At 70.9% G+C, this 22,088-nt stretch carries 15 protein-coding genes; 13 read left to right on the plus strand and 2 right to left on the minus strand.

The genetic code is table 11. The features are described 5' to 3' along the window. Window positions 1-219: 219 nt before the first annotated feature. The gene (locus ACFQVC_RS00445; RefSeq protein WP_381825149.1) at window positions 220-2,385 is read right to left on the minus strand and encodes a RecQ family ATP-dependent DNA helicase; all 2,166 of its coding nucleotides are present in this window, start codon (window positions 2,383-2,385) and stop codon (window positions 220-222) included. Between the two features lie 132 nt (window positions 2,386-2,517). Between ACFQVC_RS00445 and ACFQVC_RS00450 the strand changes: the two genes are divergently transcribed. The 7 genes from ACFQVC_RS00450 (at window position 2,518) to ACFQVC_RS00480 (ending at window position 13,992) form a co-directional block, all read left to right on the plus strand. Further along, window positions 2,518-4,134, plus strand: a complete 1,617-nt coding sequence (locus ACFQVC_RS00450; protein ID WP_381825151.1) for a DUF4192 domain-containing protein — start codon at window positions 2,518-2,520, stop codon at window positions 4,132-4,134. A 729-nt stretch (window positions 4,135-4,863) separates the two neighbouring features. Next, on the plus strand, window positions 4,864-6,768 hold the full coding sequence (locus ACFQVC_RS00455) for a glycogen debranching N-terminal domain-containing protein (RefSeq protein WP_381827012.1): 1,905 nt from the start codon (window positions 4,864-4,866) through the stop codon (window positions 6,766-6,768). Window positions 6,769-7,030: 262 nt separating this feature from the next. Continuing rightward, window positions 7,031-7,783, plus strand: coding sequence for an NUDIX hydrolase (locus tag ACFQVC_RS00460; protein ID WP_381825153.1), 753 nt, complete (start codon window positions 7,031-7,033; stop codon window positions 7,781-7,783). Between the two features lie 189 nt (window positions 7,784-7,972). Further along, window positions 7,973-9,892, plus strand: a complete 1,920-nt coding sequence (locus ACFQVC_RS00465) for an ATP-binding cassette domain-containing protein (RefSeq protein ID WP_381825155.1) — start codon at window positions 7,973-7,975, stop codon at window positions 9,890-9,892. A gap of 174 nt (window positions 9,893-10,066) precedes the next feature. Then, entirely contained in the window at window positions 10,067-10,954 is an 888-nt protein-coding gene (locus ACFQVC_RS00470) for a FadR/GntR family transcriptional regulator (protein ID WP_381825157.1), read from the plus strand. A 462-nt stretch (window positions 10,955-11,416) separates the two neighbouring features. After that, window positions 11,417-12,973 carry an RNA polymerase sigma factor gene (locus ACFQVC_RS00475; protein WP_381825159.1) on the plus strand — a complete coding sequence of 519 codons (1,557 nt, stop codon included), beginning with the start codon at window positions 11,417-11,419 and terminating at the stop codon, window positions 12,971-12,973. Window positions 12,974-13,131: 158 nt separating this feature from the next. Next, the gene (locus tag ACFQVC_RS00480; protein ID WP_381825161.1) at window positions 13,132-13,992 is read left to right on the plus strand and encodes a S1 family peptidase; all 861 of its coding nucleotides are present in this window, start codon (window positions 13,132-13,134) and stop codon (window positions 13,990-13,992) included. Between the two features lie 109 nt (window positions 13,993-14,101). Here the strand turns inward: ACFQVC_RS00480 and ACFQVC_RS00485 are convergent, their stop codons facing one another. After that, window positions 14,102-14,326, minus strand: coding sequence for a DUF7455 domain-containing protein (locus ACFQVC_RS00485; protein ID WP_381825163.1), 225 nt, complete (start codon window positions 14,324-14,326; stop codon window positions 14,102-14,104). Between the two features lie 469 nt (window positions 14,327-14,795). On the opposite strand from ACFQVC_RS00485, the gene ACFQVC_RS00490 reads away from it, so the two are divergent. From ACFQVC_RS00490 to ACFQVC_RS00515, 6 genes are all read left to right on the plus strand, one after another. Beyond that, complete coding sequence (locus ACFQVC_RS00490) at window positions 14,796-16,916, plus strand: DNA gyrase/topoisomerase IV subunit B (protein ID WP_381825165.1); 2,121 nt, start codon at window positions 14,796-14,798, stop codon at window positions 16,914-16,916. A 352-nt stretch (window positions 16,917-17,268) separates the two neighbouring features. Then, window positions 17,269-17,787: a DUF1453 domain-containing protein gene (locus ACFQVC_RS00495; protein WP_381825167.1), complete on the plus strand. Its 519-nt coding sequence runs from the start codon at window positions 17,269-17,271 to the stop codon at window positions 17,785-17,787. A gap of 29 nt (window positions 17,788-17,816) precedes the next feature. Next, window positions 17,817-18,986, plus strand: coding sequence for a sensor histidine kinase (locus tag ACFQVC_RS00500; RefSeq protein ID WP_381825169.1), 1,170 nt, complete (start codon window positions 17,817-17,819; stop codon window positions 18,984-18,986). After that, window positions 18,983-19,669 (plus strand): response regulator, encoded by a 687-nt coding sequence (locus tag ACFQVC_RS00505; RefSeq protein WP_381825171.1) that lies wholly within the window; start codon window positions 18,983-18,985, stop codon window positions 19,667-19,669. The genes ACFQVC_RS00500 and ACFQVC_RS00505 overlap by 4 nt, the downstream gene beginning before the upstream one ends. Before the next feature lie 319 nt (window positions 19,670-19,988). Next, complete coding sequence (locus tag ACFQVC_RS00510) at window positions 19,989-20,429, plus strand: DUF485 domain-containing protein (protein ID WP_381827014.1); 441 nt, start codon at window positions 19,989-19,991, stop codon at window positions 20,427-20,429. Further along, window positions 20,426-22,033 carry a solute symporter family protein gene (locus ACFQVC_RS00515; RefSeq protein WP_381825173.1) on the plus strand — a complete coding sequence of 536 codons (1,608 nt, stop codon included), beginning with the start codon at window positions 20,426-20,428 and terminating at the stop codon, window positions 22,031-22,033. Before ACFQVC_RS00510 ends, ACFQVC_RS00515 begins: the two co-directional genes overlap by 4 nt. Window positions 22,034-22,088 lie beyond the last annotated feature (55 nt).

Genomic DNA, 22,088 nt, shown 5'->3' on the forward strand with positions numbered 1-22,088 from the left:
GATCCTCCCTTCGGCTACGCGCCCACACCTGCGGGCGGGGTCGGACTGGGGAGCGCACCGCGGCACAGCACTGCCGGACCACGGACGAGCCCTGCGGGGAGCAGTTCCGATTCTCGCCGCCGTACCGGTCACAGGCAACGAGCAATCGAAGCGGCTGACCGCGATCGATGGGCGCGCCACCCATATCCCTGCCCTGACCGGTCCTCGCTGACTCCTCGGTCACCCCTGAATGGCGAGCACCAGTGGCAACACCCCCTCGGCGCCGGACCGGCGGAGCAAGCGCGCGGCGACCGCGAGTGTCCAGCCCGTCTCCGTCAGGTCGTCGACGAGCAGCACAGGCCCGCCGCCCGCCTGCCGCAGCGTGTCGGCCAGTTGGGACGGGACTGTGAGGGCGCCGTCCAAAGTGCGCAGCCGCTGTGCGCTGTTGGACCGTGGCACCTGGACATCGGCCGTGCCGTCCGCGTACTCGAGTGAGCCCAGGAGCGGCATACGGCCTACGGAGGCGATATGGCCCGCGAGTGACTGGATCAGCTGTGGCCTCGACCTGGACGGCATCGCGACCACACCGACAGGCCTGGCCGTGGCCTCGGGGCTGCCCGAGGCCCAACCGCCGGGCCCCTTCGCCCAGTCGGCGAGTACGTCCACCACGGCTCGGGCCACATCGTCCGGAACAGGGCCGTCGGGGGACTGGGGCGACAGCATCGGGCGCAGCCGGTTGCCCCAGCCGATGTCGGAGAGCCGTCCCAGCGCCCGGCCCGGCGTGGCCTGCTCGCCTGCCGGAATCCTGCCCTTCAGGTCAAGGCCCACGGAGGCGAGGCCGGTCGGCCACATCTTGCGCGGTTCCACTTCGACGCCGGCCCGGCCCAGCTCACCGCGCGCCGCATCCAGAGCGGCGGAGGAGACCTCGGGGTCGAAGCGGGGTCCCTTGCAGTTGTCGCAGCGCCCGCACGGTGCGGCGCCCTCGTCGTCCAACTGCCTCCGGAGGAACTCCATTCGGCATCCGGACGTCGCGGCGTAGTCGCGCATGGCCTGCTGCTCGGCCTCGCGCTGTCGGGCGACCCAGGCGTAACGCTCCGTGTCGTACGTCCATGGCCGGCCGGTGGAGATCCAGCCGCCCTTGACCCGCCGCACGGCTCCGTCCACGTCCAGGACCTTGAGCATCGTCTCCAGGCGTGTCCTGCGCAGTTCCACCAGCGGCTCCAGGGCGGGGAGGGACAAGGGGCGTCCCGCACCCGCCAGTACGTCCAAGGTGCGCCTCACCAGTTCCTCGGGCGGGAAGGCGACCGAAGCGAAGTACCGCCAGATCGCCTCGTCCTCCTTGCCCGGGAGCAGCAGCACCTCCGCGTGGTCGACTCCGCGGCCCGCTCGGCCCACTTGCTGGTAGTAGGCGATGGGAGAGGAGGGCGAGCCGAGGTGGACGACGAAGCCCAGATCGGGTTTGTCGAAGCCCATACCGAGGGCGGATGTGGCCACCAGGGCTTTGACGCGGTTGGCCAGGAGATCCTCTTCGGCCTGCTGGCGGTCCGCGTTCTCGGTCTTTCCGGTGTACGAGGAGACGGTGTGGCCGCACTGGCGCAGGAACGCGGTGACCTCTTCGGCGGCGGCGACGGTCAGCGTATAGATGATCCCTGAGCCCGGAAGATCGGCCAGGTGCTCGCCCAGCCAGGCCAACCTGCTCGCCGCATCCGGGAGTTGGAGCACGCTCAGGCTGAGGCTCTCGCGGTCCAGGGGGCCGCGGAGTACGAGTGCGTCCGAACTGCCGCCGGTTCCCAGCTGTTCGGCGACATCGGCCGTCACGCGCGCGTTGGCCGTGGCCGTGGTCGCGAGGACCGGGACGCCGGGGGGCAGGTCGGCGAGCATGGTGCGCAGCCGGCGGTAGTCAGGACGGAAGTCGTGGCCCCAGTCGGAGATGCAGTGTGCTTCGTCGACCACGAGCAGTCCGGTGGCCGCGGCGAGCTTGGGGAGCACCTCGTCACGGAAGTCCGGGTTGTTCAGTCGCTCCGGGCTCACGAGCAGGACATCGACCTCGCCTGCCGCGACCTCGGCCTGGATGGTCTCCCACTCTTCGGTGTTGGAAGAGTTGATCGTGCGCGCGCGGATGCCCGCACGCGCTGCGGCTTCTACCTGATTGCGCATGAGGGCGAGCAGCGGGGAGACGATCACGGTGGGGCCGCCGCCCTGCTCTCGCAGCAGCGCGGTCGCGACGAAGTACACCGCGGACTTGCCCCAGCCCGTGCGCTGTACGACGAGGGCCCTGCGCTTGTCGGCGACCAAGGCCTCGATCGCCCGCCACTGGTCCTCGCGCAGCCGGGCGCGGCCGGTCTGATCGCCGACGAGCCGGGCGAGGACGGCGTCGGCCGTTGTGCGGAGTTCTTCGTTGCTCATGCGTCCATGCAACCCGATGCCGACGACATTCGGCGAATGGGTCCGCCGGTCTGTGGACAACTCCTGTCGTGTCCACGGCCATGGTTATCCACAGGGAAACCGGAGCGCGGAAATCCGCGGGACAGTCTCGCCATGACGAATCACAGCGATGCCGCCGGCCATCCCGGCGACCAGACGATCATGTTGCGCAGCGCGGCTGAACTGGCCGACGCGCTCCCGTACTTGCTGGGCTTCCATCCGGACGACAGCGTGGTGCTCATCGCCGCCCACGGCGGGCGACGAAGGTTCGGTGGACGCGTGCGCCTGGGCATCCCCGACGAGGAGGAGGACTGGCCGTCCATCGCCCGGCAGCTCGTCCTCTGCCTGGCCGCAGGCAGCGAGAAGCGAGAGGGGCGACCTGATGGTGTCTTCGTCTTCCTGTGCCGTGATCCCCGCGAGGGCGAGGACGGGCAGCGGGTGATGCAGCGGTTGCGCCCCTTCGCCGAGGCGCTGCGCGATGCCTGCGGCGACCACGGTCTTCCGGTGGAAGAGGCGCTCTGTCTGTCCGACGGACGGTATTGGTCGTATGTGTGTCAGGACGCCCGCTGCTGCCCTGTGGACGGCACACCTCTGGCGCTGCGCGGCACCTCGATCGCGGCGGCGACCGCGGCGTACGCAGGCATTCAAATGCGCGGCAGCCTGCGGGAGATGGAGTCCCGGTTCGCCCCCGTGGAAGGCCGGAGTGCCTTCGGCCTGAGGCGTGCGCTCGACGCGGCGGCGGTCGCGCTGACGCCCCGCATCCTCACGAGCCCCGCCGAGAGTGAGCATGTGGCGGACGAGACGCTCGAGGCGGCCGAAAGGATCATGGCCCGGCTGCGTGCCGCTCCACCGCGGGGCGGCCACGGAGAGGCGGATGCGCGGGACGACCGGCTGCTCGGGCACCGTGAGGCGGCGGAGCTGATCCTCGGGCTGCAGGTCCGAGAGACCCGTGACCGAGCGGCGGAATGGATGGAAGGGGATGAGGCCAAGGCCGCTCTCCGGCTCTGGCGCGCGCTGGCCCGTCGCTGCGCCGGGCCGTACGCGGAGTACGCCACGGCGCCCCTGACGCTCGCGGGCTGGGTCGCCTGGTCGCTCGGAGACGAGCCTGAGGCCAGGGTCGCCTTCGGCATGGCTCTCCGCCTGGACCCTGACTACACCTTCGCCCAACTCCTGCATCGTGCCTGTAATGAGGGCCTGAGCGTCGAGTCCGTGCGCAGCTGCCTACGCGGGCAACGCGTGACGAGGGCGGCCGAGCCCGAAGCCACGGACGGCCCGGGTGCGCGTCCGGACACCGTCAGGCAATTCGGCCCGTCCAGTCGGCCTGGCACCGGCGAGCAGCCCGATGCGCGCGTTCAGCCCGATGCGCGTGTTCAGCCGGACAGGGACAGGCAGTTGACTCCTGACGCGGAGCCGGGCCCCGCTGCGCCGGGGGCGGCATCGCGGACACGTTCGTGCAAGACCCACCGCCCGGCGACCCCGCCATGGCCTCCGGGCCCCGACAGCCGACGTCGCAAGCGCCGGAGCCGGCCCCCTGAGCGGGACGGCGGCGGCCCCGGAGCGCGCCCCAAGCGGGAGTCCGGCCGGAGCGGCAGCGAAGGGCCGGGCGCCCGGGCGCAGAGGCGGCACCGTGACAGTGGGGCCGCGTCCCGGAGGCGTCGGCCGGGGCACGAGGGACACGTGCCGGGCCTGGGCGAGGAACGCCAACAGGGAGAGGGGGGAGTGAAGCCGTGACAGCCACGACCGCCCAGCTTCTCTCGAGCACGCGCCTCAATCAGTCGGGCTTCTCGATGCATGGCGGGTTGTGCATGCCGCCTCCGGCACGCTCGCGGCGCTCCCCGCACACGAGGCCCATGAGGCCCACGGAGTCCACGGGGCCCACAAGGCAAGGGCAAACACAGCCTCCCCGGCAAGCAGCGCGCACGCGACGACGGCATGCACCGCACACGTGGCACCCGCCGCTCAGCACATCTCTGCTCCCCGCACCCCGCACACGGATGCTGGCTCCCGGACCCCGCACACGGATGCCGGCTCCTGGCCCCCGCGTGCGGGTGCCGGCCCCCGCACCGTCCGCACCGGTCACCCCATCGGTACCACCTGCCCCACCTCACACCGAGAAGCCGAGGGAGAAGACCGGATGTGTTCGGTACGGCCGTGACCTCGGGCGCCGCCGCCGCGTTCACCTGAGTGGCGCAGCCCGCACGCCGCACCCGATCACGAGTCCTCAACGAGCCGCACCGCGAAGCCCGTTGCTCCGGCCGACGGCGCGGACCAGAGAGCAGAAGAAGACAACGCATGCCTCTTCCCGTGCCGTCACCTGCCTCCGGCAGAGGGAGCCCCACCCCTCTGCGGCCGACGCCGCCCCGGTCTCGACCGCAGCCGTTGAGCGGAGAGCTACCGCTGCCCGCGCCCCGTCGCCCCGCGGAGCTGCCGCCCGTCCACGCCGCTCTCATCTGCGTGGCGATGCCGGGCCTCGCGATCTCCTCGGAACACGGTCAGCTGACGGGCCGGGGACTCGAGGGTTTCTACCGCGCGGGCCGCAGACTGCTGTCCCGGTGCCAGGTGCGGGTGGCGGGACGCGAGCCACAGGCCGTCCAGGCGTGGCTGTTGTCCGCGGACAGGGCACGGTTCGTGGCGACGCTGCGTCCCACGGCGGACAGCGGGCCCGACCCGGCCGTGGTGGTCGAACGGACACGGGGTGCCGACGGCACGGAACGGATCACGTTCCGCAGCTCGGCGAGCAGGGCGTTGCGGCTGCCCGTCGAAGTGTCTCTGGCCACCGACCTCGCGGAGCTGGGGGCGGTCGCCTCGGGCAACCCCGGGCCCGAACTTCCGGCCAGCGTCCACGACTCGGGGATGCGCTGGTCGACCGCGGCGGCCCAGGCCGTCGTGACGGCGTCCCCTCCGGCGGACGACGCGCTGGCGTCGGCGGGATTGCTGCGATGGGACTTGGAGCTGTCCCCAGGGGCTGCGTACAGCATCGAGCTGCGGATCCGGCAGGACGGTGCCGGACCGCTCAGGCCGGTGGCCCGTGGGGCGGGCAACCCGCTCTCCGCGGCGCGGGCCGTGGGCGACGACACACGGGTGCAGCGGCTGTTCAGCACCTGTGTGGGGGATCTGCAGGCGCTGCTCCTTCGCGATGCCGGACACCCTGCCGATGTGCATCCGGCGGCCGGTGCTCCCTGGCGCTGCGGGCTCGCGCCGGCCGATGCGCTCGCGGCCGTCAGAATGGCGCTGCCGCTCGGCACCCGTCTGGCCGCGGGCACCCTGCGCACCCTCGCGCGCACCCAACTGCCGGGTCCGGGGCCGAAGTCGGGGATGATCCCGGGGCCGTTGCGGGACGCGGGCCCTCATCTGCCACCCGGGTGCACGGGCATCGAGGCCACCCTCCTGTTTCCGGTCGTGCTCGCCGAGGCCAGGCGCTGGGGTCTGCCCGAGCCGGAAGTCCAGGAGCTGCTGCCCGCCGCCGAGCGGTGCCTCGCCTGGCTGCGGGCCGCGGTCGGAGACGAGGTGTACTTGCCGGACCCGTATCCCGGTGGCCCGCTGCGGTGCGAGACCCAGGCGCACGCGCACCGCGCCGCCCTGCTAGGGGCGGACCTCCTCGAGTCCTGCGGGCGTGCCGGGGCGAGCGACTGGCGGCGGTGGGCCGGCGAACTGCGGACGGCCTTCCGGGCGGACTTCTGGGTGGCCGACCGCGGCGGTGGCCGGCCGGCGGCGGCGCGCACGGCGCAGGGCCACCCCGTATCGCAGCTGGGGGCAGGGGCGGCGCATCTTCTGGACACGGGGCTGCTGGGCGGCGGCAGTTTGGCGGAGGGGCTGCTCGACAAGGTGCAGACCGAGCAGCTGGCAAGGCTGTTCGGCGGACCGGCCATGGACTCGGGCTGGGGCTTGCGAAGCCTTGCGGCCAAGGAGCCCGGGTACAACCCGTTCGGCCACCGTGGCGGAGCCGTGCGGGTCCATGAGACCGCTGTCGCCGTCACGGGGCTGGCCGCAGCGGGATACGAGAAGGAGGCGAGCGCGCTGCTCAAGGGGGTGCTGTCCGCAGCCGAGGGCTTCGGCTACCGGCTGCCCGAGATGTTCGCGGGGGAGCAACGCACCGAAGGCGCCGCACCGCTGCCGCACCCGGCCGCCTGCCGGCCGGCGGCCACCGCGGCGGCCGCGGGGATCCAGCTCCTGACGGCGCTGGCCGGAATCAGGCCCGACGCACCCGCCGGGACAGTGACACTGCGCCCGGTACGCGGTGCGCCACTGGGGGAGGTGGAGCTCACGGGCCTGGTGGTGGCGGGGGCACCGTTCTCGGTCCGGGTCAGCAGGCTGGGTCTGGCCATGGTGGAGGAGGCAGTGGACGGGCTCCAGTTGGGAGCGTGACGGGTCCGGCCCTGAGGGCAGGGCACGGTGGCGGTGGCGCGAGGCGAGGTTGCCGGTGCTCACCAGATCAGAGGCACCGGCCGCCATGAGTCGTAGTCATCGGCTGTCACCGGTCAGATGCACCGGCTGTCACGCTTCAGATGCACCGGCTGTCACGCTTCAGAGGTACCGGCCGCGACCGTGCGCACCGAGTGGAACAGAGTCCTCGATGGGTGTCCGGGAAGGGAGTGCTTATCGTCAGGCAGACGACTATGATCGCCGCATGTCGCCCTACGACCCGTCGGCTTTCCCGCCCTTTGCTGTCACTGTCGACCTGGTCGTGCTGACCGTGCGCCGTCATGCGCTGTGTGCGCTGGCGGTTCGGCGTGGTGAGCCACCGTTCCAGGGGCGTTGGGCGCTCCCCGGCGGCTTTGTGCGGGAGGACGAGGATCTGGCGGCGGCAGCAGCGCGTGAACTGCTCGAGGAGACCGGGCTGTGTGTGCACGATCCGGCCGCCGCGGCGTTCGCTTCGGAGAACGGCGCACATATCGAGCAGCTCGCGAGTTATGGCGACCCCAAGCGTGATCCCCGGATGAGGGTGGTCAGCGTCGCCCATCTCGCGCTGGCACCCGATCTGCCCGCGCCGCGAGCGGGCGGGGACGCGAACAGCGCGCGGTGGGCGCCGGTCGAGACCTTCCTCGAGCAGGGCGCCGAGCAGACGGGCCCGCTCGCCTTCGATCACGCGCAGATCCTCGCGGACGGTGTGGAGCGGGCCCGGTCGAAGATCGAGTACTCCTCCCTGGCCACGGCGTTCTGTCCGCCGGAATTCACGGTGGGGGAGCTTCGCCGGGTGTACGAGGCCGTGTGGGGCGTCGCCCTCGACCCGCGCAACTTCCACCGCAAGGTGACCGGTACGCCGGGCTTCCTCGTGCCCACCGGTGGGACCACCACCCGGCAGGGTGGGCGCCCCGCACAACTGTTCCGGGCCGGTGGGGCGACGCTGCTCAACCCGCCGATGCTGCGCCCGGAAGTCTGACCCGGCGCTCCAAGCGGACCACACACGGGCGCCGAGGTGGGGGTGGCGGCCACACCCGAGCCCTGCATCATGCCCGAAAAGCCGGAAATAGCGCGTTATCTTGCTGCAGTACCCACGGGGTCCGTCCGTCCCCGACCCGGCGGACTGCCCCCGGCCGCCGAGCGGTCGCCACTTTCCGCGAGAGAAGCGATGATCCAGGCAACCGGACTGACCAGCAACGCCCGCAAGGACCAGCCGCCCGCCGTCGATGACGTGTCCTTCGAGGCGCGGGCCGGCCGCGTCACGACGCTGCTCGGAGCCGCCGATTCCGGTACCTCCGTAGTGCTGAGACTGATGTTGGAGCTGCAACCAGGCCGTGGCATCACGTACTTCAGGGGCCGCCCGCTGCGCCGTATCGCGCACCCGTCCCGTGAGGTCGGGGTGCTCCTGGGGGAGGTGCCGGGGCACCCGGCGCGCACCGTGCGGGGCCAGCTGCGCATGCTGTGCGCGGCCACCGCCGTGCCTGTCTCGAGGGCCGATGAAGTACTGGAGGTCGTCGGCCTCGTCAGCCTTCGCGATCAGCGCCTCGGCACCCTGTCGCGGGGCATGGACCGCCGCCTGGGGCTCGCCTGCGCTCTGCTCGCCGACCCGCACACCCTCGTCCTCGACTCGCCCGCCGACGGACTCTCCACCCGCGAGAGCGCCTGGCTGCACGGCATGCTGCGCGCCCACGCCGACCAGGGCGGCACCGTCCTGTTCACCACGGGCGACCCCAAGGAGGCGGCGCGCGCCGCCGATCGTGTCATCACCATCGAGCAGGGCAGAGTCGTCGCCGATCAGGACGCCGAGGTCTTTGCCCGCACCCGGCTCCGCCCCCGGGTGGCCGTCCGGTCCCCGCACGCGGCTCGTCTGGGAGCGCTGCTCACCAAGGAGGCGCGGGCCAGCAGGCGTTCGCTGGAGGTCGTACGCGAGGACGGCAACAGACTGTCGGTGTACGGCGGCAACTGTGCCGACGTAGGAGAGACGGCGTTCAAGCACGGTGTCCTGATCCATCAACTCGCCGATGAAGTCGGTGATTCGGGCCCTCCTGCGGCTCCCGAGCAGGGTGGCTCCCACTCGGAGGTCGAAGCCCGGTCCGACCGCGCAGCCCCCGACGACACCGTCAGCGCCACAAGAGTCACAAGCGCCATGAGCACCACGAGAACCACAAGCAATGCAGGCAACACCAGTAACGCCAGCACCGCCGCTCCCGCCGCCGACGGCCCCAGGGCCGGCGCCGGCGCCGGTACCAACACCAGCACCAGCACCGGCACCGGCGTCCAACTCCCCCCGCTCCCGCCCCCGATCACCGTTCGTCCCGCGCGAAGCCCGCTGCGGCCTCTGCGGTACGAAGTGCGGCGGGCGACCGGTATCGCCACCGGCTATCTCACGGCTCTGTTCGTCCTTGCCGTGTCCGTCGTCATCGCCGTGCTCGTCGCGAGGACCGGGCACACCCCGCTGCCGCGGCTGCTCGCCGCATGGCCGTACGAACTCCCGCTGGCCCCGGCCGCCATGGGTGCGGGGCTGCTCGGCGCTCTCTCTTTCGGCGATGAGTTCCGGCACCCGGCGCTGGCCGCCGACCGCGGCACCGTGCCTCGCAGGCTGGGCCTGCTCGGGGCGAAGCTCGTCGTCTGCGCCGTCACGGCGCTGCTGCTCGCCCTCGCCACCGTGTTCTGCGACGGCGCCGTTCTGCATGTCGTGTACGGGGAGGAAGTGACACGGCTTCCGTCCGACTGGCTTGGTCTGCTGGCCGGTTGGCTCGCGCTCGTCGTCGGCTGCTCCTGGGCCGGGCTGCTGGCCGCCGGCGTCTTCCGTTCCACCACAGCAGGGTTGGCCGCGCTGGTCGCCGTGCCGGTCGTCGTCGTACCCGTCGTGCAGAAGCTGCTTGAAGGGCCTTCGGTGCGGTCCGCGGCCGGTCTGCCCGGACGGTTGCGGGATCTCGCGCTCGTGCAGTGGCCCATCGGCGGCGACCGTTACATCGCCGGCGCCGTCCGCATGATCGCCCAACCCGTCGGCAGCGCCCTGCTGTTGAGCCTGGCTGCGCTGCTCTGCGCCTACCTGCTCACATCACTGCGTGGCAGGGCGCGATAGTGCCGCATGCGGGGGCCCTGCACATCGCACTGTGCACAACTGCCCGAGGGCTTCTGGGAGAACGCCCGTTTCTGTCGGATAAGGCGTCAATTGCGGCGGGGTGAGCGATCACCCTTTCGTGTGCTTTTCACCAAAGACCTCAAGGGGCTTGAGCGCTGAGCCGACAAAGGATCCGTGAGTACCCTTGCGCACACCATGATGACCACCGCCCGCTCCGCCGACTCCGGCCTCGCAGGACCGGGCGAACTCGACCGCTATTCCTACGCAGAGACCCCGCCCGCGGGCCGCGTCGGCGCACCCGCCTGGGAAGGATCGGAGCACGATCTGGGCCGCGCGCCGCGGCGGGCGGCCGGCAGCCGCGGCCGTGGGCTGCACGGCCAACTCGTCCAGCAGCTCGGCCAGATGATTGTCTCCGGCGACCTGGGCGCCGACCGTCCGCTGGTCCCCGAGGAGATCGGCCAGCGATTCGAGGTCTCCCGCACCGTCGTCCGCGAGTCGCTGCGCGTCCTCGAGGCGAAGGGCCTGGTCAGCGCCCGCCCCAATGTCGGTACGCGGGTACGTCCGGTCAGCGACTGGAATCTGCTCGACCCGGACATCATCGAGTGGCGGGCGTTCGGGCCGCAGCGAGATGACCAGCGCCGTGAACTGAGCGAACTGCGCTGGACGATCGAGCCGCTCGCGGCCCGCCTCGCCGCCGGACACGGCCGCGAGGACGTGCAACAGCGTCTTGCCGACATGGTCGAGATCATGGGCCACGCCCTCAATCAGGGCGACTCGATCACCTTCTCGCGGGCGGACGCGGAGTTCCACTCGCTGCTCATCCAGGTCGCGGGCAACCGCATGCTCGAGCATCTCTCCGGCATCGTCTCGGCCGCCCTCCAGGTCTCCGGCGGCCCGGTCACCGGCTGCGACCGCCCCAACGAGTCGTCGCTCGCCCATCACTCGCGCATCGTCGACGCCCTCGCCGCGGCCGACGGCGCCGGTGCGGAGGCGGCCATGCGTCAACTGCTCACCGTCCACCCGGACGTGGAGCGCGTGGTTCCGGCACCGCGCGAGCACTGAAGGACCGCAGAGAAGCCGCCAGGCCGCCAGACCGAGAGGTACGCAGAGCGGTCCGTACGCCCTCTGCGTACCGACGTATCGAAGACGTACCGACGTATCGAATCGTCGGTTCGGGGCGCAATGGAGTCGCCGGGACCCGCGCCGGGCCCGGCGACTCGCGTTTTGGGGCGTGCCGTGCCTCGCATTGGGCACACGTATCTGAGGGCCTATGTCCCTTAGAAGCTGTTATCGATGGTTACGGGGTGTGACTCGGGCCACGCAGATTGGGCGTAACGCTCGTCGGGGCAGCGCGATGACCTAAGAGGTGACAGCCGAAGAGGGAATACAGCCGCCGTTCGCGGCGCTGTGTCAGCTCCGACGCACCGCCCGTGCCGTCGGCCAAATCCCCAGCCGTCGGTAGTCGGCTCCGGTTCCACAGTGGACGGGGCCGGAAGCCGTTTCCATCGTTCCGAGAGGTTGTTCGTGTCGGCCAGCACATCCCGTACGCTCCCGCCGGAGATCGCCGAGTCCGAGTCTGTGATGGCGCTCATCGAGCGGGGAAAGGCTGAGGGGCAGATCGCCGGCGATGACGTGCGTCGGGCCTTCGAAGCTGACCAGATTCCGGCCACTCAGTGGAAGAACGTTCTGCGCAGCCTCAACCAGATCCTCGAGGAAGAGGGTGTGACGCTGATGGTCAGTGCCGCGGAGTCGCCGAAGCGCCCCCGCAAGAGCGTCGCAGCGAAGAGTCCGGCCAAGCGCACCGCTACCAAGACCGTGGCGGCCAAGACCGCGACGGCGAAGAAGGCCACGGCCACCGCCGCCCCTGAGTCGGTCACCGCCGAGGCTCCCGCCGAGGACGCCATGGCCGCCCCCGCGAAGAAGGCCGCCGCCAAGAAGACGGTGGCGAAGAAGGCTGCCGCCAAGAAGACGGTGGCGAAGAAGACCGCGGCCAAGAAGACCGCGGCCAAGAAGGACGAGGAGCTGCTCGACGGCGACGAGCCGATCGAGGAGACCCCCGCCGCCGCCAAGCCCGGCGAGGAGGAGGAAGAGACCGGAGGCGAGGCCAAGGGCTTCGTCCTGTCCGACGATGACGAGGACGACGCACCTGCCCAGCAGGTCGCCGTCGCCGGCGCCACCGCCGACCCGGTCAAGGACTACCTCAAGCAGATCGGCAAGGTCCCGCTGCTCAACGCCGAGCAGGAGGTCGAGCTCGCCAAGCGCATCGAGGCCGGTCTGTTCGCCGAGGACAAGCTGGCCAACGCCGACAAGCTCGCTCCCAAGCTCAAGCGCGAGCTGGAGATCATCGCCGAGGACGGCCGCCGCGCCAAGAACCACCTCCTGGAGGCCAACCTCCGTCTGGTGGTCTCCCTGGCCAAGCGTTACACCGGCCGCGGCATGCTCTTCCTGGACCTGATCCAGGAGGGCAACCTCGGTCTGATCCGCGCGGTCGAGAAGTTCGACTACACCAAGGGCTACAAGTTCTCGACGTATGCCACCTGGTGGATCCGTCAGGCGATCACCCGCGCCATGGCCGACCAGGCCCGCACCATCCGTATCCCGGTGCACATGGTCGAGGTCATCAACAAGCTCGCGCGCGTGCAGCGCCAGATGCTCCAGGACCTGGGCCGCGAGCCCACCCCGGAGGAGCTGGCCAAGGAACTCGACATGACCCCCGAGAAGGTCATCGAGGTCCAGAAGTACGGCCGCGAGCCCATCTCGCTGCACACCCCGCTCGGCGAGGACGGCGACAGCGAGTTCGGTGACCTCATCGAGGACTCCGAGGCGGTCGTCCCGGCCGACGCGGTCTCCTTCACGCTCCTCCAGGAGCAGCTGCACTCGGTCCTGGACACGCTCTCCGAGCGTGAGGCGGGCGTCGTCTCCATGCGGTTCGGTCTCACCGACGGTCAGCCGAAGACCCTCGACGAGATCGGCAAGGTCTACGGCGTGACGCGTGAGCGCATCCGCCAGATCGAGTCCAAGACCATGTCGAAGCTGCGCCACCCGTCGCGTTCGCAGGTGCTGCGCGACTACCTCGACTAGGTCGTACCAGCAGTCGTACGCGGCAAGGGCCCGGGTCTCCGAGAGGAGGAGCCCGGGTCCTTCTGCGTGCGGGTGAGGGGCTCCGTACGCGCGGGTGCGGGGCACGCGCGCGTGGCTGACGCTGAGTGTGTCATTGCAACTCAGCGTGAGGAGAGCGCATGCGTCGTCGTCCCTTCGCCAGAACACTGTCGGCAGCGCTCGCCCTACTGGCGGCCGGGGTGGTGGCGCCTCTGGCCGCACCCGTGCCCGCGGCCGCGGACGGTGTGGTCATCGGCGGCCGGCCCGTGCAGGCCTCCGAGCACCCCTGGGTGGTGGCGCTCGCGAGCCGTGACCGGTTCGGAGGTACGCGGGCGGGACAGTTCTGCGGCGGGGCCGTGGTCGGGACGCGGACGGTGCTCACGGCGGCCCACTGCCTGAGCAGAGAAGTGCTCGGGGTTCCCCTGAACGAGGTGAGCGATCTGCGGATCATCGCGGGGCGCGGTGATCTGCGGGCGGCGGGAGGGCGTGAGGTGGCCGTCCAGGGGGTGTGGACCAACGCGGAGTACGACAGCTTCACCAACGCCGGTGACGTGGCCGTCCTGACCCTGGCGAGGCCGCTGCCCGCCTCAGCGGTGATCCCCATGGCGGGGCCCGACGACGCCGCGTACGAGCCCGGGATGACGGCTTCCGTCTTCGGCTGGGGCGACACCACGGGCGCCGGGAACTATGCGCGCACACTGCGGGCGGCCCGGGTGAAGGTGCTGCCCGACGGGATCTGCGAGGAGGCCTATCCGGGCAGCGCGGACGGGACGTACCTGGCGGGGCCCATGCTGTGCGCGGGCGAGCTGAGCGGCGGCCGGGACGCCTGCCAGGGCGACAGCGGCGGGCCGCTGGTCGCACGCGGGCGGCTGATCGGGCTCGTGTCGTGGGGGAGCGGCTGCGGCGAGGCAGGCAGCCCGGGGGTCTACACGCGGATCTCGGACGTCGTGCCGAGGGTCGCGGACCTCATGCGCGTTGCAGGCGCGACCGCGCGGGAGTGACCGGGGAGAGGGGTTTTCGCGTACGAGACGGGCGGCCGTCCCTGTGGTGCAGGGGCGGCCGCCCGGATGACCGGCCCTAGGCCGGCGCTGGCTCGTCGGATGCGAAGTGTCAGCGTTCCTCGTCGTTTGCCGGGACGGCGGTCAGCCGCTCCGTCTCGTCCTGTATTTCAGCGGCGATCTTCTTGAGTTCCGGCTCGAACTTGCGGCCGTGGTGGGCGCAGAAGAGCAGTTCACCGCCGCTCATCAGGACGACGCGCAGGTATGCCTGGGCGCCGCAGCGGTCGCAGCGATCAGCGGCCGTCAGGGGGCTCGCGGGGGTCAGAACAGTAGTCACGTCGCCTCTTCTCTAGCTCGACGAGCTGTCGTACCAGGGTCAACATCCAACCAGGCCGAAAACGTTCCCGCTCGTGGCTTCTCCTCGAAATTTTCTTTCGAGGCGGCTGTCTGCTGCCGGTTGGCGGCGAATGTGCCGTATACGTCTTCTACGGTTTTCGCGTGGTTTGCAGCGTTGCTTGGTTTGCTTGCCGTATCCAGTTGTCGGTCATGCTTGGCCCTCGCCAGCCTGGCGGCTGGTTGTTCATGAGGACGTGCCCGGAGCCTAAATGGTTCATGCCTGGTTGGGAACGTGATATGCGCATCACCCCATCGAGGGATCGAACACCCATGCGACTCTGCACTACTCTGAAGCCAGACGAGGGTGGCGTTACATCGGCTCTACCAGGCCTCGGTACCCTCTGACCGGCGACCGATGCCGACTACCTCTCCATGGGGTCTCAATTGAAATTCAGCGAGGAGCGAAACGCGTGACCGCCGAGACGTCCGTGTCGTCCACAGAGCTGCTTTCCGGGGCAGATCGGGACGGTTCCAACTACACCGCGCGGCACCTGCTCGTCCTCGAGGGGCTCGAAGCGGTCCGCAAGCGCCCGGGCATGTACATCGGCTCGACCGACAGCCGCGGCCTGCTGCACTGCCTCTGGGAGATCATCGACAACTCCGTCGACGAGGCCCTCGGCGGGTACTGCGACCACATCGATGTGATCCTCCACGAGGACGGCTCAGTAGAGGTGCGGGACAACGGCCGCGGCATCCCCGTGGACGTGGAGCCCAAGACCGGCCTGTCCGGTGTCGAGGTCGTCATGACCAAGCTGCACGCGGGCGGCAAGTTCGGCGGCGGCTCGTACGCCGCCTCCGGCGGTCTGCACGGCGTGGGCGCCTCGGTGGTGAACGCGCTCTCGGCCCGCCTTGATGTCGAGGTCGACCGCAACAGCAAGACCCACTCCATCAGCTTCCGCCGCGGCGTCCCCGGCATCTTCACCGAGGACGGCCCGGACTCCCCCTTCGACCCGGGCAACGGCCTGGTGAAGGGCAAGCGGATCCCCAAGACCCGCACCGGCACGCGCGTGCGCTACTGGGCGGACCGGCAGATCTTCCTCAAGGACGCCAAGCTCTCCCTGGACACGCTGCACCAGCGCGCGCGCCAGACGGCCTTCCTGGTGCCGGGCCTGACCATCGTCGTCCGGGACGAGCGGGACCTCGACGGGGTCGGCAAGAGCGAGGAGACCTTCCGCTTCGACGGCGGCATCAGCGAGTTCTGCGAGTTCCTCGCCCAGGACAAGCCGATCTGCGACGTGGTCCGGCTGACCGGCCAGGGCTCCTTCAAGGAGACCGTCCCCGTCCTCGACGACCGGGGGCACATGACGCCCACCGAGGTCACGCGCGAGCTCGGCGTCGACATCGCCCTGCGCTGGGGCACCGGGTACGACACCACGCTCAAGTCCTTCGTGAACATCATCGCCACCCCCAAGGGCGGCACCCACGTCACCGGCTTCGAGCGCTCGGTGACCAAGACGGTCAACGAAGTCCTTCGCACCCAGAAGCTGCTGCGCGTCGCCGAGGACGACATCGTCAAGGACGACGCCCTGGAGGGCCTCACCGCGGTCGTCACCGTGCGCCTGGCCGAGCCGCAGTTCGAAGGCCAGACCAAGGAGGTGCTCGGCACCTCGGCGGCCAACCGGATCGTGGCCAATGTGGTCGCCAAGGAGCTCAAGACCTTCCTGACCTCCACCAAGCGGGACGCCAAGGCGCAGGCCCGCGCGGTGCTCGAGAAGACGGTCGCCGCGGCCCGCACCCGGATCGCGGCCCGTCAGCACAAGGAGGCGCAGCGCCGGAAGACGGCGCTCGAGTCCTCCTCGCTGCCCGCGAAGCTGGCCGACTGCCGCAGTGACGACGTGGACCGCAGCGAGCTGTTCATCGTCGAGGGAGACTCCGCCCTCGGTACGGCCAAGCTCGCGCGGAACTCCGAGTTCCAGGCGCTCCTGCCGATCCGCGGCAAGATTCTCAACGTTCAGAAGGCGTCCGTCTCGGACATGCTGAAGAACGTCGAGTGCGGCGCCATCATCCAGGTCATAGGAGCCGGGTCCGGACGGACCTTCGACATCGACACCGCGCGCTACGGCAAGATCATTCTTCTGGTCGACGCCGATGTGGACGGCGCGCACATCCGCATCCTGCTGCTGACGCTGTTCCAGCGCTATATGCGGCCCATGGTGGAAGCGGGACGCGTCTTCGCGGCCGTGCCGCCGCTGCACCGGATCGAGCTCGTCCAGCCCAAGAAGGGCCAGGACAAGTACATCTACACGTACTCGGACAACGAACTGCGCAGCACGCTCCTGGAGCTCCAGCGCAAGGGCGTCCGCTACAAGGACTCGATCCAGCGCTACAAGGGCCTCGGTGAGATGGACGCCGACCAGCTCGCGGAGACCACGATGGACCCGCGGCACCGGACGCTGCGGCGGATCAACATCAGCGACCTGGAGGCCTCGGAGCGGATCTTCGACCTCCTGATGGGCAATGAGGTCGCGCCCCGTAAGGAGTTCATCACGAGCTCGGCGGCGACCCTTGACCGGTCGCGGATCGACGCTTGATGCCTGGCCGGTCGCGGACCGACATCTGAGCCTGCGCCGGCTGCGGATCGGTTCGTGAGGCCTGGCCCGGTCGTGGGGCGACGCCTGATGCCTGGCCCGGTCGTGGGCCGGCGCATGAGGGGTGTGTATCGGCGCCTGAGGCGGGGGTGGGGGGACCGTCGCGCCTGACCGGCCGCATCGACGGGTGACCGAGGGCAGCCGCTGCCCCGGGCCGAGAGCCGGAGCGCAGGCCGGTGCTCCACTCGTGGGTGGAGCGGTGGCTCCACCCACGGCCCACCCCGGCTCCGATCCGCGGGGCGCGGTGTCTCCGTAGCGTCGAAGAAGTTGCCCTTTCCGCTTCCGGAGGTGTCCGATGCAGGAATTCCTGATCCTCGCCGCGGTGCTGGCCGTCGTGCTGGTGCAGCAGTTCAGGCCGCAGAAGGTGGCCACGGACCGCAGGCACGGCTGGCTGCTGCCCGCCGCCCTTGTGCTCGTCTCGCTGCGTGGTCCGGGTCTTGTCGACGGCGAGCAGGCGGCGCTGTCCGCGGTGCTTCTGGCGGCGGTGCTGGCGGCCGGAATCGGCACGGGAGTGCTGTGGGCGTGGACCAGCCGCACATGGACCGATTCCGAGGGCGTCATACGAGTCCAGGGCGGCGTACGGTCGGCGGTGGTCTGGGCCGGGGGCCTGGCGGCCCAGCTCGCGCTGTACGGCGTGGCCTTGCCGACGGGTGTGCAGCAGAGCGGCGCGGCGGCCGTACCGGCGCTCGCGGCGGTACTCCTCGCGCGCACCGCCGTACTCACGTGGCGCACTCAGGGCACGGTCAGCGTGAAAGGCGCAGTGGGCGAACTCCTCAAGGCCCACGGCGTCCGGCACGGCGTGTCCGCGAAGTGACGGGCGCCGGGGAGGCGGAGGGAGCACCGGTGGCCATCGGCAGGTGGGGGGAGTGGCCCTCCAAAGAGGCGCTCTCGCGGGTCGGGGTGCCCAGGGGCCGCATCGTCATGGACCTGGTTCTGCTCGCCGTCCTGGCTAGCTGGGTGACCTGGAGCGCGTACGACGCCGGGGTCTTCCGGGGTGCGGCGCTCGCCGTGCCGGTCCTCGGCCTCGCCTGCTGTGTGTGGGCCCTCGTGGCCTTCCACCGGGTGACGCTGCAGCACCGGCTGCTGCCCGCCCTCCTGCTGCTCGCCGCGACCGCCGCGGTCGGAGTGGTCCCCTACGCGATGGGTGTCCAGGAACCGGCGTACGTACTGGGCATCATCTGCGCCCTGCGGGGGATGGAGCGGTTGCCGCTCATCGTCGCGGTGCCGCTCGCCGTAGCCATGATCGGCTGGTTCCGGTACCTGGACGAGACCGTGCTCGGGGCGCTGGGCAGCGCGCTCGCCGTACTGCTCGGCGGCTATGCGCTGCGGCTCGACGCCCACGCGCGCGGCACCGGGTTCCGGCTGCTCGCCCAGGAGCGGGCGGCGCGCGCCGCCGAGGCGGAATCCGCCGCCCTGACCGAACGGGCCCGGATCGCGCGGGAGATCCATGACGTCCTGGCGCACAGCCTCTCCGCGCAGCTCGTGCACCTGGAGGCGGCCCGGTTGCTCATCGAACGGGACGGGGAGCGCGGGCAGGTGCTCGAACGGGTCGTCGCCGCCCGTTCCATGGCCCGTGAGGGGCTGGCCGAGACCCGGCAGGCGCTGTCCGCCCTGCGCGGCGAGATGGTGCCCGTGGAGGACTTCCTGCGGGAGCTCACCGGCACCCACGAAGGGGCCGCGCTTGAGGTCGTGGGGGAGCGGCGCGCCCTGTCCGCCGACGCTTCGCAGACGGTGCGCCGGGTCGCGCAGGAGGCCCTCACCAACGTACGAAAACACGCACCAGGAGCGCGGGTTCGGCTACGACTCAAGTATGAGCAAGGCGAAGTCGCCCTCGAAGTGCGGGACTTCGGCGGGAAGCCGGGCGGCGTATCCGACGTCGTCTCCGGCCTCGCGGGGTCCGGGTCCGGTTACGGTCTGCTCGGGATGCGCGAGCGGGCCGAACTGCTCGGCGGCGCCCTGGAAGCGGGACCGGACGAGGAGGGCTTCGTGGTGCGGTTGCGGGTGCCGGCATGAGCGAGGAGAGGGGCGCGGCGCGGGTGGTGGTCGCCGACGACCAGACCGTGGTGCGCGAGGGCATCGTCATGCTGCTCGGGCTGCTGCCCGGCATCGAGGTCGTCGGATCCGCGGGCGACGGCGAGCAGGCGGTGCGCCTCGTCGCCGAACTCGCCCCCGATGTCGTCCTGATGGACCTCCGGATGCCCCGCTGCGACGGCGTCGAGGCCACCCGCAGGATCCGCGCCGCGCACCCCGGCACACAGGTCGTGGTCCTCACCACGTACGCGGACGACGACTCGCTCTTCCCGGCGCTGCAGGCCGGGGCCAGGGGCTATCTCACCAAGGACGCCGGCGGTGAGGAGATCCTGCGCGCCGTCGAGGCGGTCATGACCGGGGACGCCGGGCTCGCCCCGCAGGTCCAGCGGCGGCTCCTGGACCGGCTCGCGCAGCCCGTGCGGGCGCCCTCGTACCCGGACCCGCGGGCCGAGCCGCCGGACGGGCTCACCGCGCGCGAGGCGGAGGTTCTCACGCATATCGCGGACGGCCTGACCAACACCGAGATCGCCCGTGCCCTGCATGTCTCCACCGCCACCGTGAAGACCCACATCAACAACCTCTTCGCGAAGGCGGGCCTGCGGGACCGCGCCCAGGCGGTGCGGTACGCCTACCGGCACGGTCTGGGACGGCCGCCGGGGGAGTGAGCCGGGGCGGGCTCGGAGGGGAGTGGGCCCGGTGGAGTCGAGCCGGGGCGGGCGTGTGGGAGCGAGCCGGGGCGGGCGCGCGGGAGTTGAGCCGGGACGGGCCCGGAGGGAGTGGCCTGTGGCGTCTCGCGAGGCTGTTCTCGCGCTACGTCACCTGATGGGGTGAAGCGAATGGATTGAAGAGTCCGGGATCTTCCCGTTCTGCCCATCCTTGGGCACGCGGCTGAACCAGGCCGCGGACGAGGAGAGTTCGGTGGGTTCGGTGGAGAAGCACGAAGATCGCGACGTCGGGGCGGCCGGGCCCGGCGATCCCGGTGAGCTGTGCGACCCCTGGTACGACGCCCTGGCCTCGGGCTGGGGCGAGCTGGACGGCACCGGCGCACCCGCGCCCGTCGTGCCGCACGCACGCGTGGCGGCGCAGAAGCCCGCACCCAGCACGGCCGACGTCTACCTGGAGGTGCAGAGCAGCGCGGCCTTCCAGGAGGTGCGCAGCCGCTACCGCCGGTTCGTCGTGCCCGCGTGCGTGGTCTTCTTCACCTGGTACGTCGCCTACGTCGTGGCCGCGACCACCGCCCCCGGACTGATGGCACGGCCGGTCGCCGGTGCGGTGAACGTCGCGATGCTCGCGGGCCTCGGCCAGTTCCTCACGACCTTCATGCTGACCTGGGCGTACGCCCGGCACGCGCGTCTGCGCCGGGACCGTGCCGCGCTCGAACTGCGCTGGGACACACAGGAGCTGACCCGGGGGATCGAGCGTTGACCGGCGACCACCAGACCCTGGCCCTCGTCCTGTTCAGCGTGTTCGTCGCCGTCACGCTGGTGATCACCACATGGGCCGGCCGCAACCGGCACGGCTCCGCCGAGGAGTTCTACGCGGGCGGACGCCTCTTCTCGCCCATGGAGAACGGTTTCGCCATCGCGGGTGACTACATGTCCGCGGCCTCCTTCCTCGGCATCGCGGGCCTCATCGCGCTCTACGGCTACGACGGCCTGCTCTACTCCGTGGGGTTCCTGGTCGCCTGGCTCGTGGTGCTGTTCCTCGTGGCCGAACTCGTGCGCAACTGCGGCCGGTTCACCCTCGCCGACGTCGTCGCGGCCCGGATGAGGGAGCGGCCGGTCCGGATCGCGGCGGGAACTTCCTCGGTGACCGTGTCCGTTCTGTATCTGGTGGCGCAGATGGTGGGGGCGGGCAGCCTGGTCGCGCTGCTGCTCGGCGGGACGAGCGGGGCGGCGCAGTCCTGGACGGTCGTCGGCGTCGGCGCGCTCATGGTCATCTATGTGTCGTTGGGAGGGATGCGGGCCACCACGTGGATCCAGATCGTCAAGGCAGTGCTGCTGATGGGCGGCGCGATCACCCTGACCGTGCTCGTCCTGGTGCGCTTCCACGGCGACTTCAACCAGCTGCTCAGTACCGCGGCCGACCGCAGCGGCCACGGCGACAAGTTCCTCGCCCCGGGCCTGAAGTACGGCGGGAGCTGGACGGCGCGCCTCGACTTCATCAGCCTCGGCCTTGCCCTGGTGCTCGGCACGGCAGGGCTGCCGCACATCCTGTCGCGCTTCTACACCGTGCCCACGGCCCGCGCCGCGCGGCGCTCGGTGGTGTGGTCGATCGGGCTCATCGGCAGCTTCTATCTGATGACCATCGTGCTCGGCTTCGGGGCCGCCGCGATCGTCGGCTCGGCCGAGGTGCGCACCTCCAACCCGGCCGGGAACACCGCGATTTCACTGCTCTCGCTCAATCTGGGCGGCGGTCAGGATTCCACCGGCGGAACGGTTCTCTTCGCCATCGTCGCCGCCATCGCCTTCGCCACGATCCTGGCCGTGGTCGCCGGTATCACGCTCGCTTCGTCGGCGTCCGTCGCACACGATCTGTACGCTTCCCTGCGCCGCCGCAAGAAGGCCGACGCTGGCGCCGCACCGCGCAGCGAGGTCGCCGTCGCCCGGATCGCCGCCGTCGGCATCGGCATCGCCGCCATCGCGCTCGGGCTGCTCGCCCGTGACCTGAACGTGGCGTTCCTGGTGGGTCTCGCCTTCGCCGTCGCCGCATCGGCCAATCTGCCGGTCCTGCTCTACTCGCTGTTCTGGCGCGGCTTCACCACCAGAGGAGCGGTCTGGTCGGTGTACGGCGGCCTGGTGCCCGCGCTCGTCCTCGTCCTGCTCTCGCCCGTGGTCTCCGGCAGCCCGGAATCGATCTTCCCGGGTGTGGACTTCCAGTACTTCCCGCTGCAGAACCCCGGCCTTGTGTCCATCCCGCTCGGCTTCGTGGCGGGCTGGCTCGGCACGGTGACCTCGACGGAGCCGCCGGACGCCGCGAAGCACGCGGAGACCGAGGTGCGGGCTCTGACGGGGGCGGGGGCGGTGTAGGGAGCCGTCGCTGGTGACACCGCACCGGAGCCGTCACCGGTGACCGCACCGAAGC

The organism is Streptomyces monticola (assembly GCF_042665355.1).
Lineage (GTDB): Bacteria > Actinomycetota > Actinomycetes > Streptomycetales > Streptomycetaceae > Streptomyces > Streptomyces monticola.

What these genes read in the sequence shown, in the direction of transcription:
- ACFQVC_RS00445 (WP_381825149.1), bottom strand. Translation starts at nt 2,385, where the DNA reads ATGAGCAACGAAGAACTCCGCACAACGGCCGACGCCGTCCTCGCCCGG.
- ACFQVC_RS00450 (WP_381825151.1), top strand. Translation starts at nt 2,518, where the DNA reads ATGACGAATCACAGCGATGCCGCCGGCCATCCCGGCGACCAGACGATC.
- ACFQVC_RS00455 (WP_381827012.1), top strand. Translation starts at nt 4,864, where the DNA reads ATGCCGGGCCTCGCGATCTCCTCGGAACACGGTCAGCTGACGGGCCGG.
- ACFQVC_RS00460 (WP_381825153.1), top strand. Translation starts at nt 7,031, where the DNA reads ATGTCGCCCTACGACCCGTCGGCTTTCCCGCCCTTTGCTGTCACTGTC.
- ACFQVC_RS00465 (WP_381825155.1), top strand. Translation starts at nt 7,973, where the DNA reads ATGATCCAGGCAACCGGACTGACCAGCAACGCCCGCAAGGACCAGCCG.
- ACFQVC_RS00480 (WP_381825161.1), top strand. Translation starts at nt 13,132, where the DNA reads ATGCGTCGTCGTCCCTTCGCCAGAACACTGTCGGCAGCGCTCGCCCTA.
- ACFQVC_RS00495 (WP_381825167.1), top strand. Translation starts at nt 17,269, where the DNA reads ATGCAGGAATTCCTGATCCTCGCCGCGGTGCTGGCCGTCGTGCTGGTG.
- ACFQVC_RS00505 (WP_381825171.1), top strand. Translation starts at nt 18,983, where the DNA reads ATGAGCGAGGAGAGGGGCGCGGCGCGGGTGGTGGTCGCCGACGACCAG.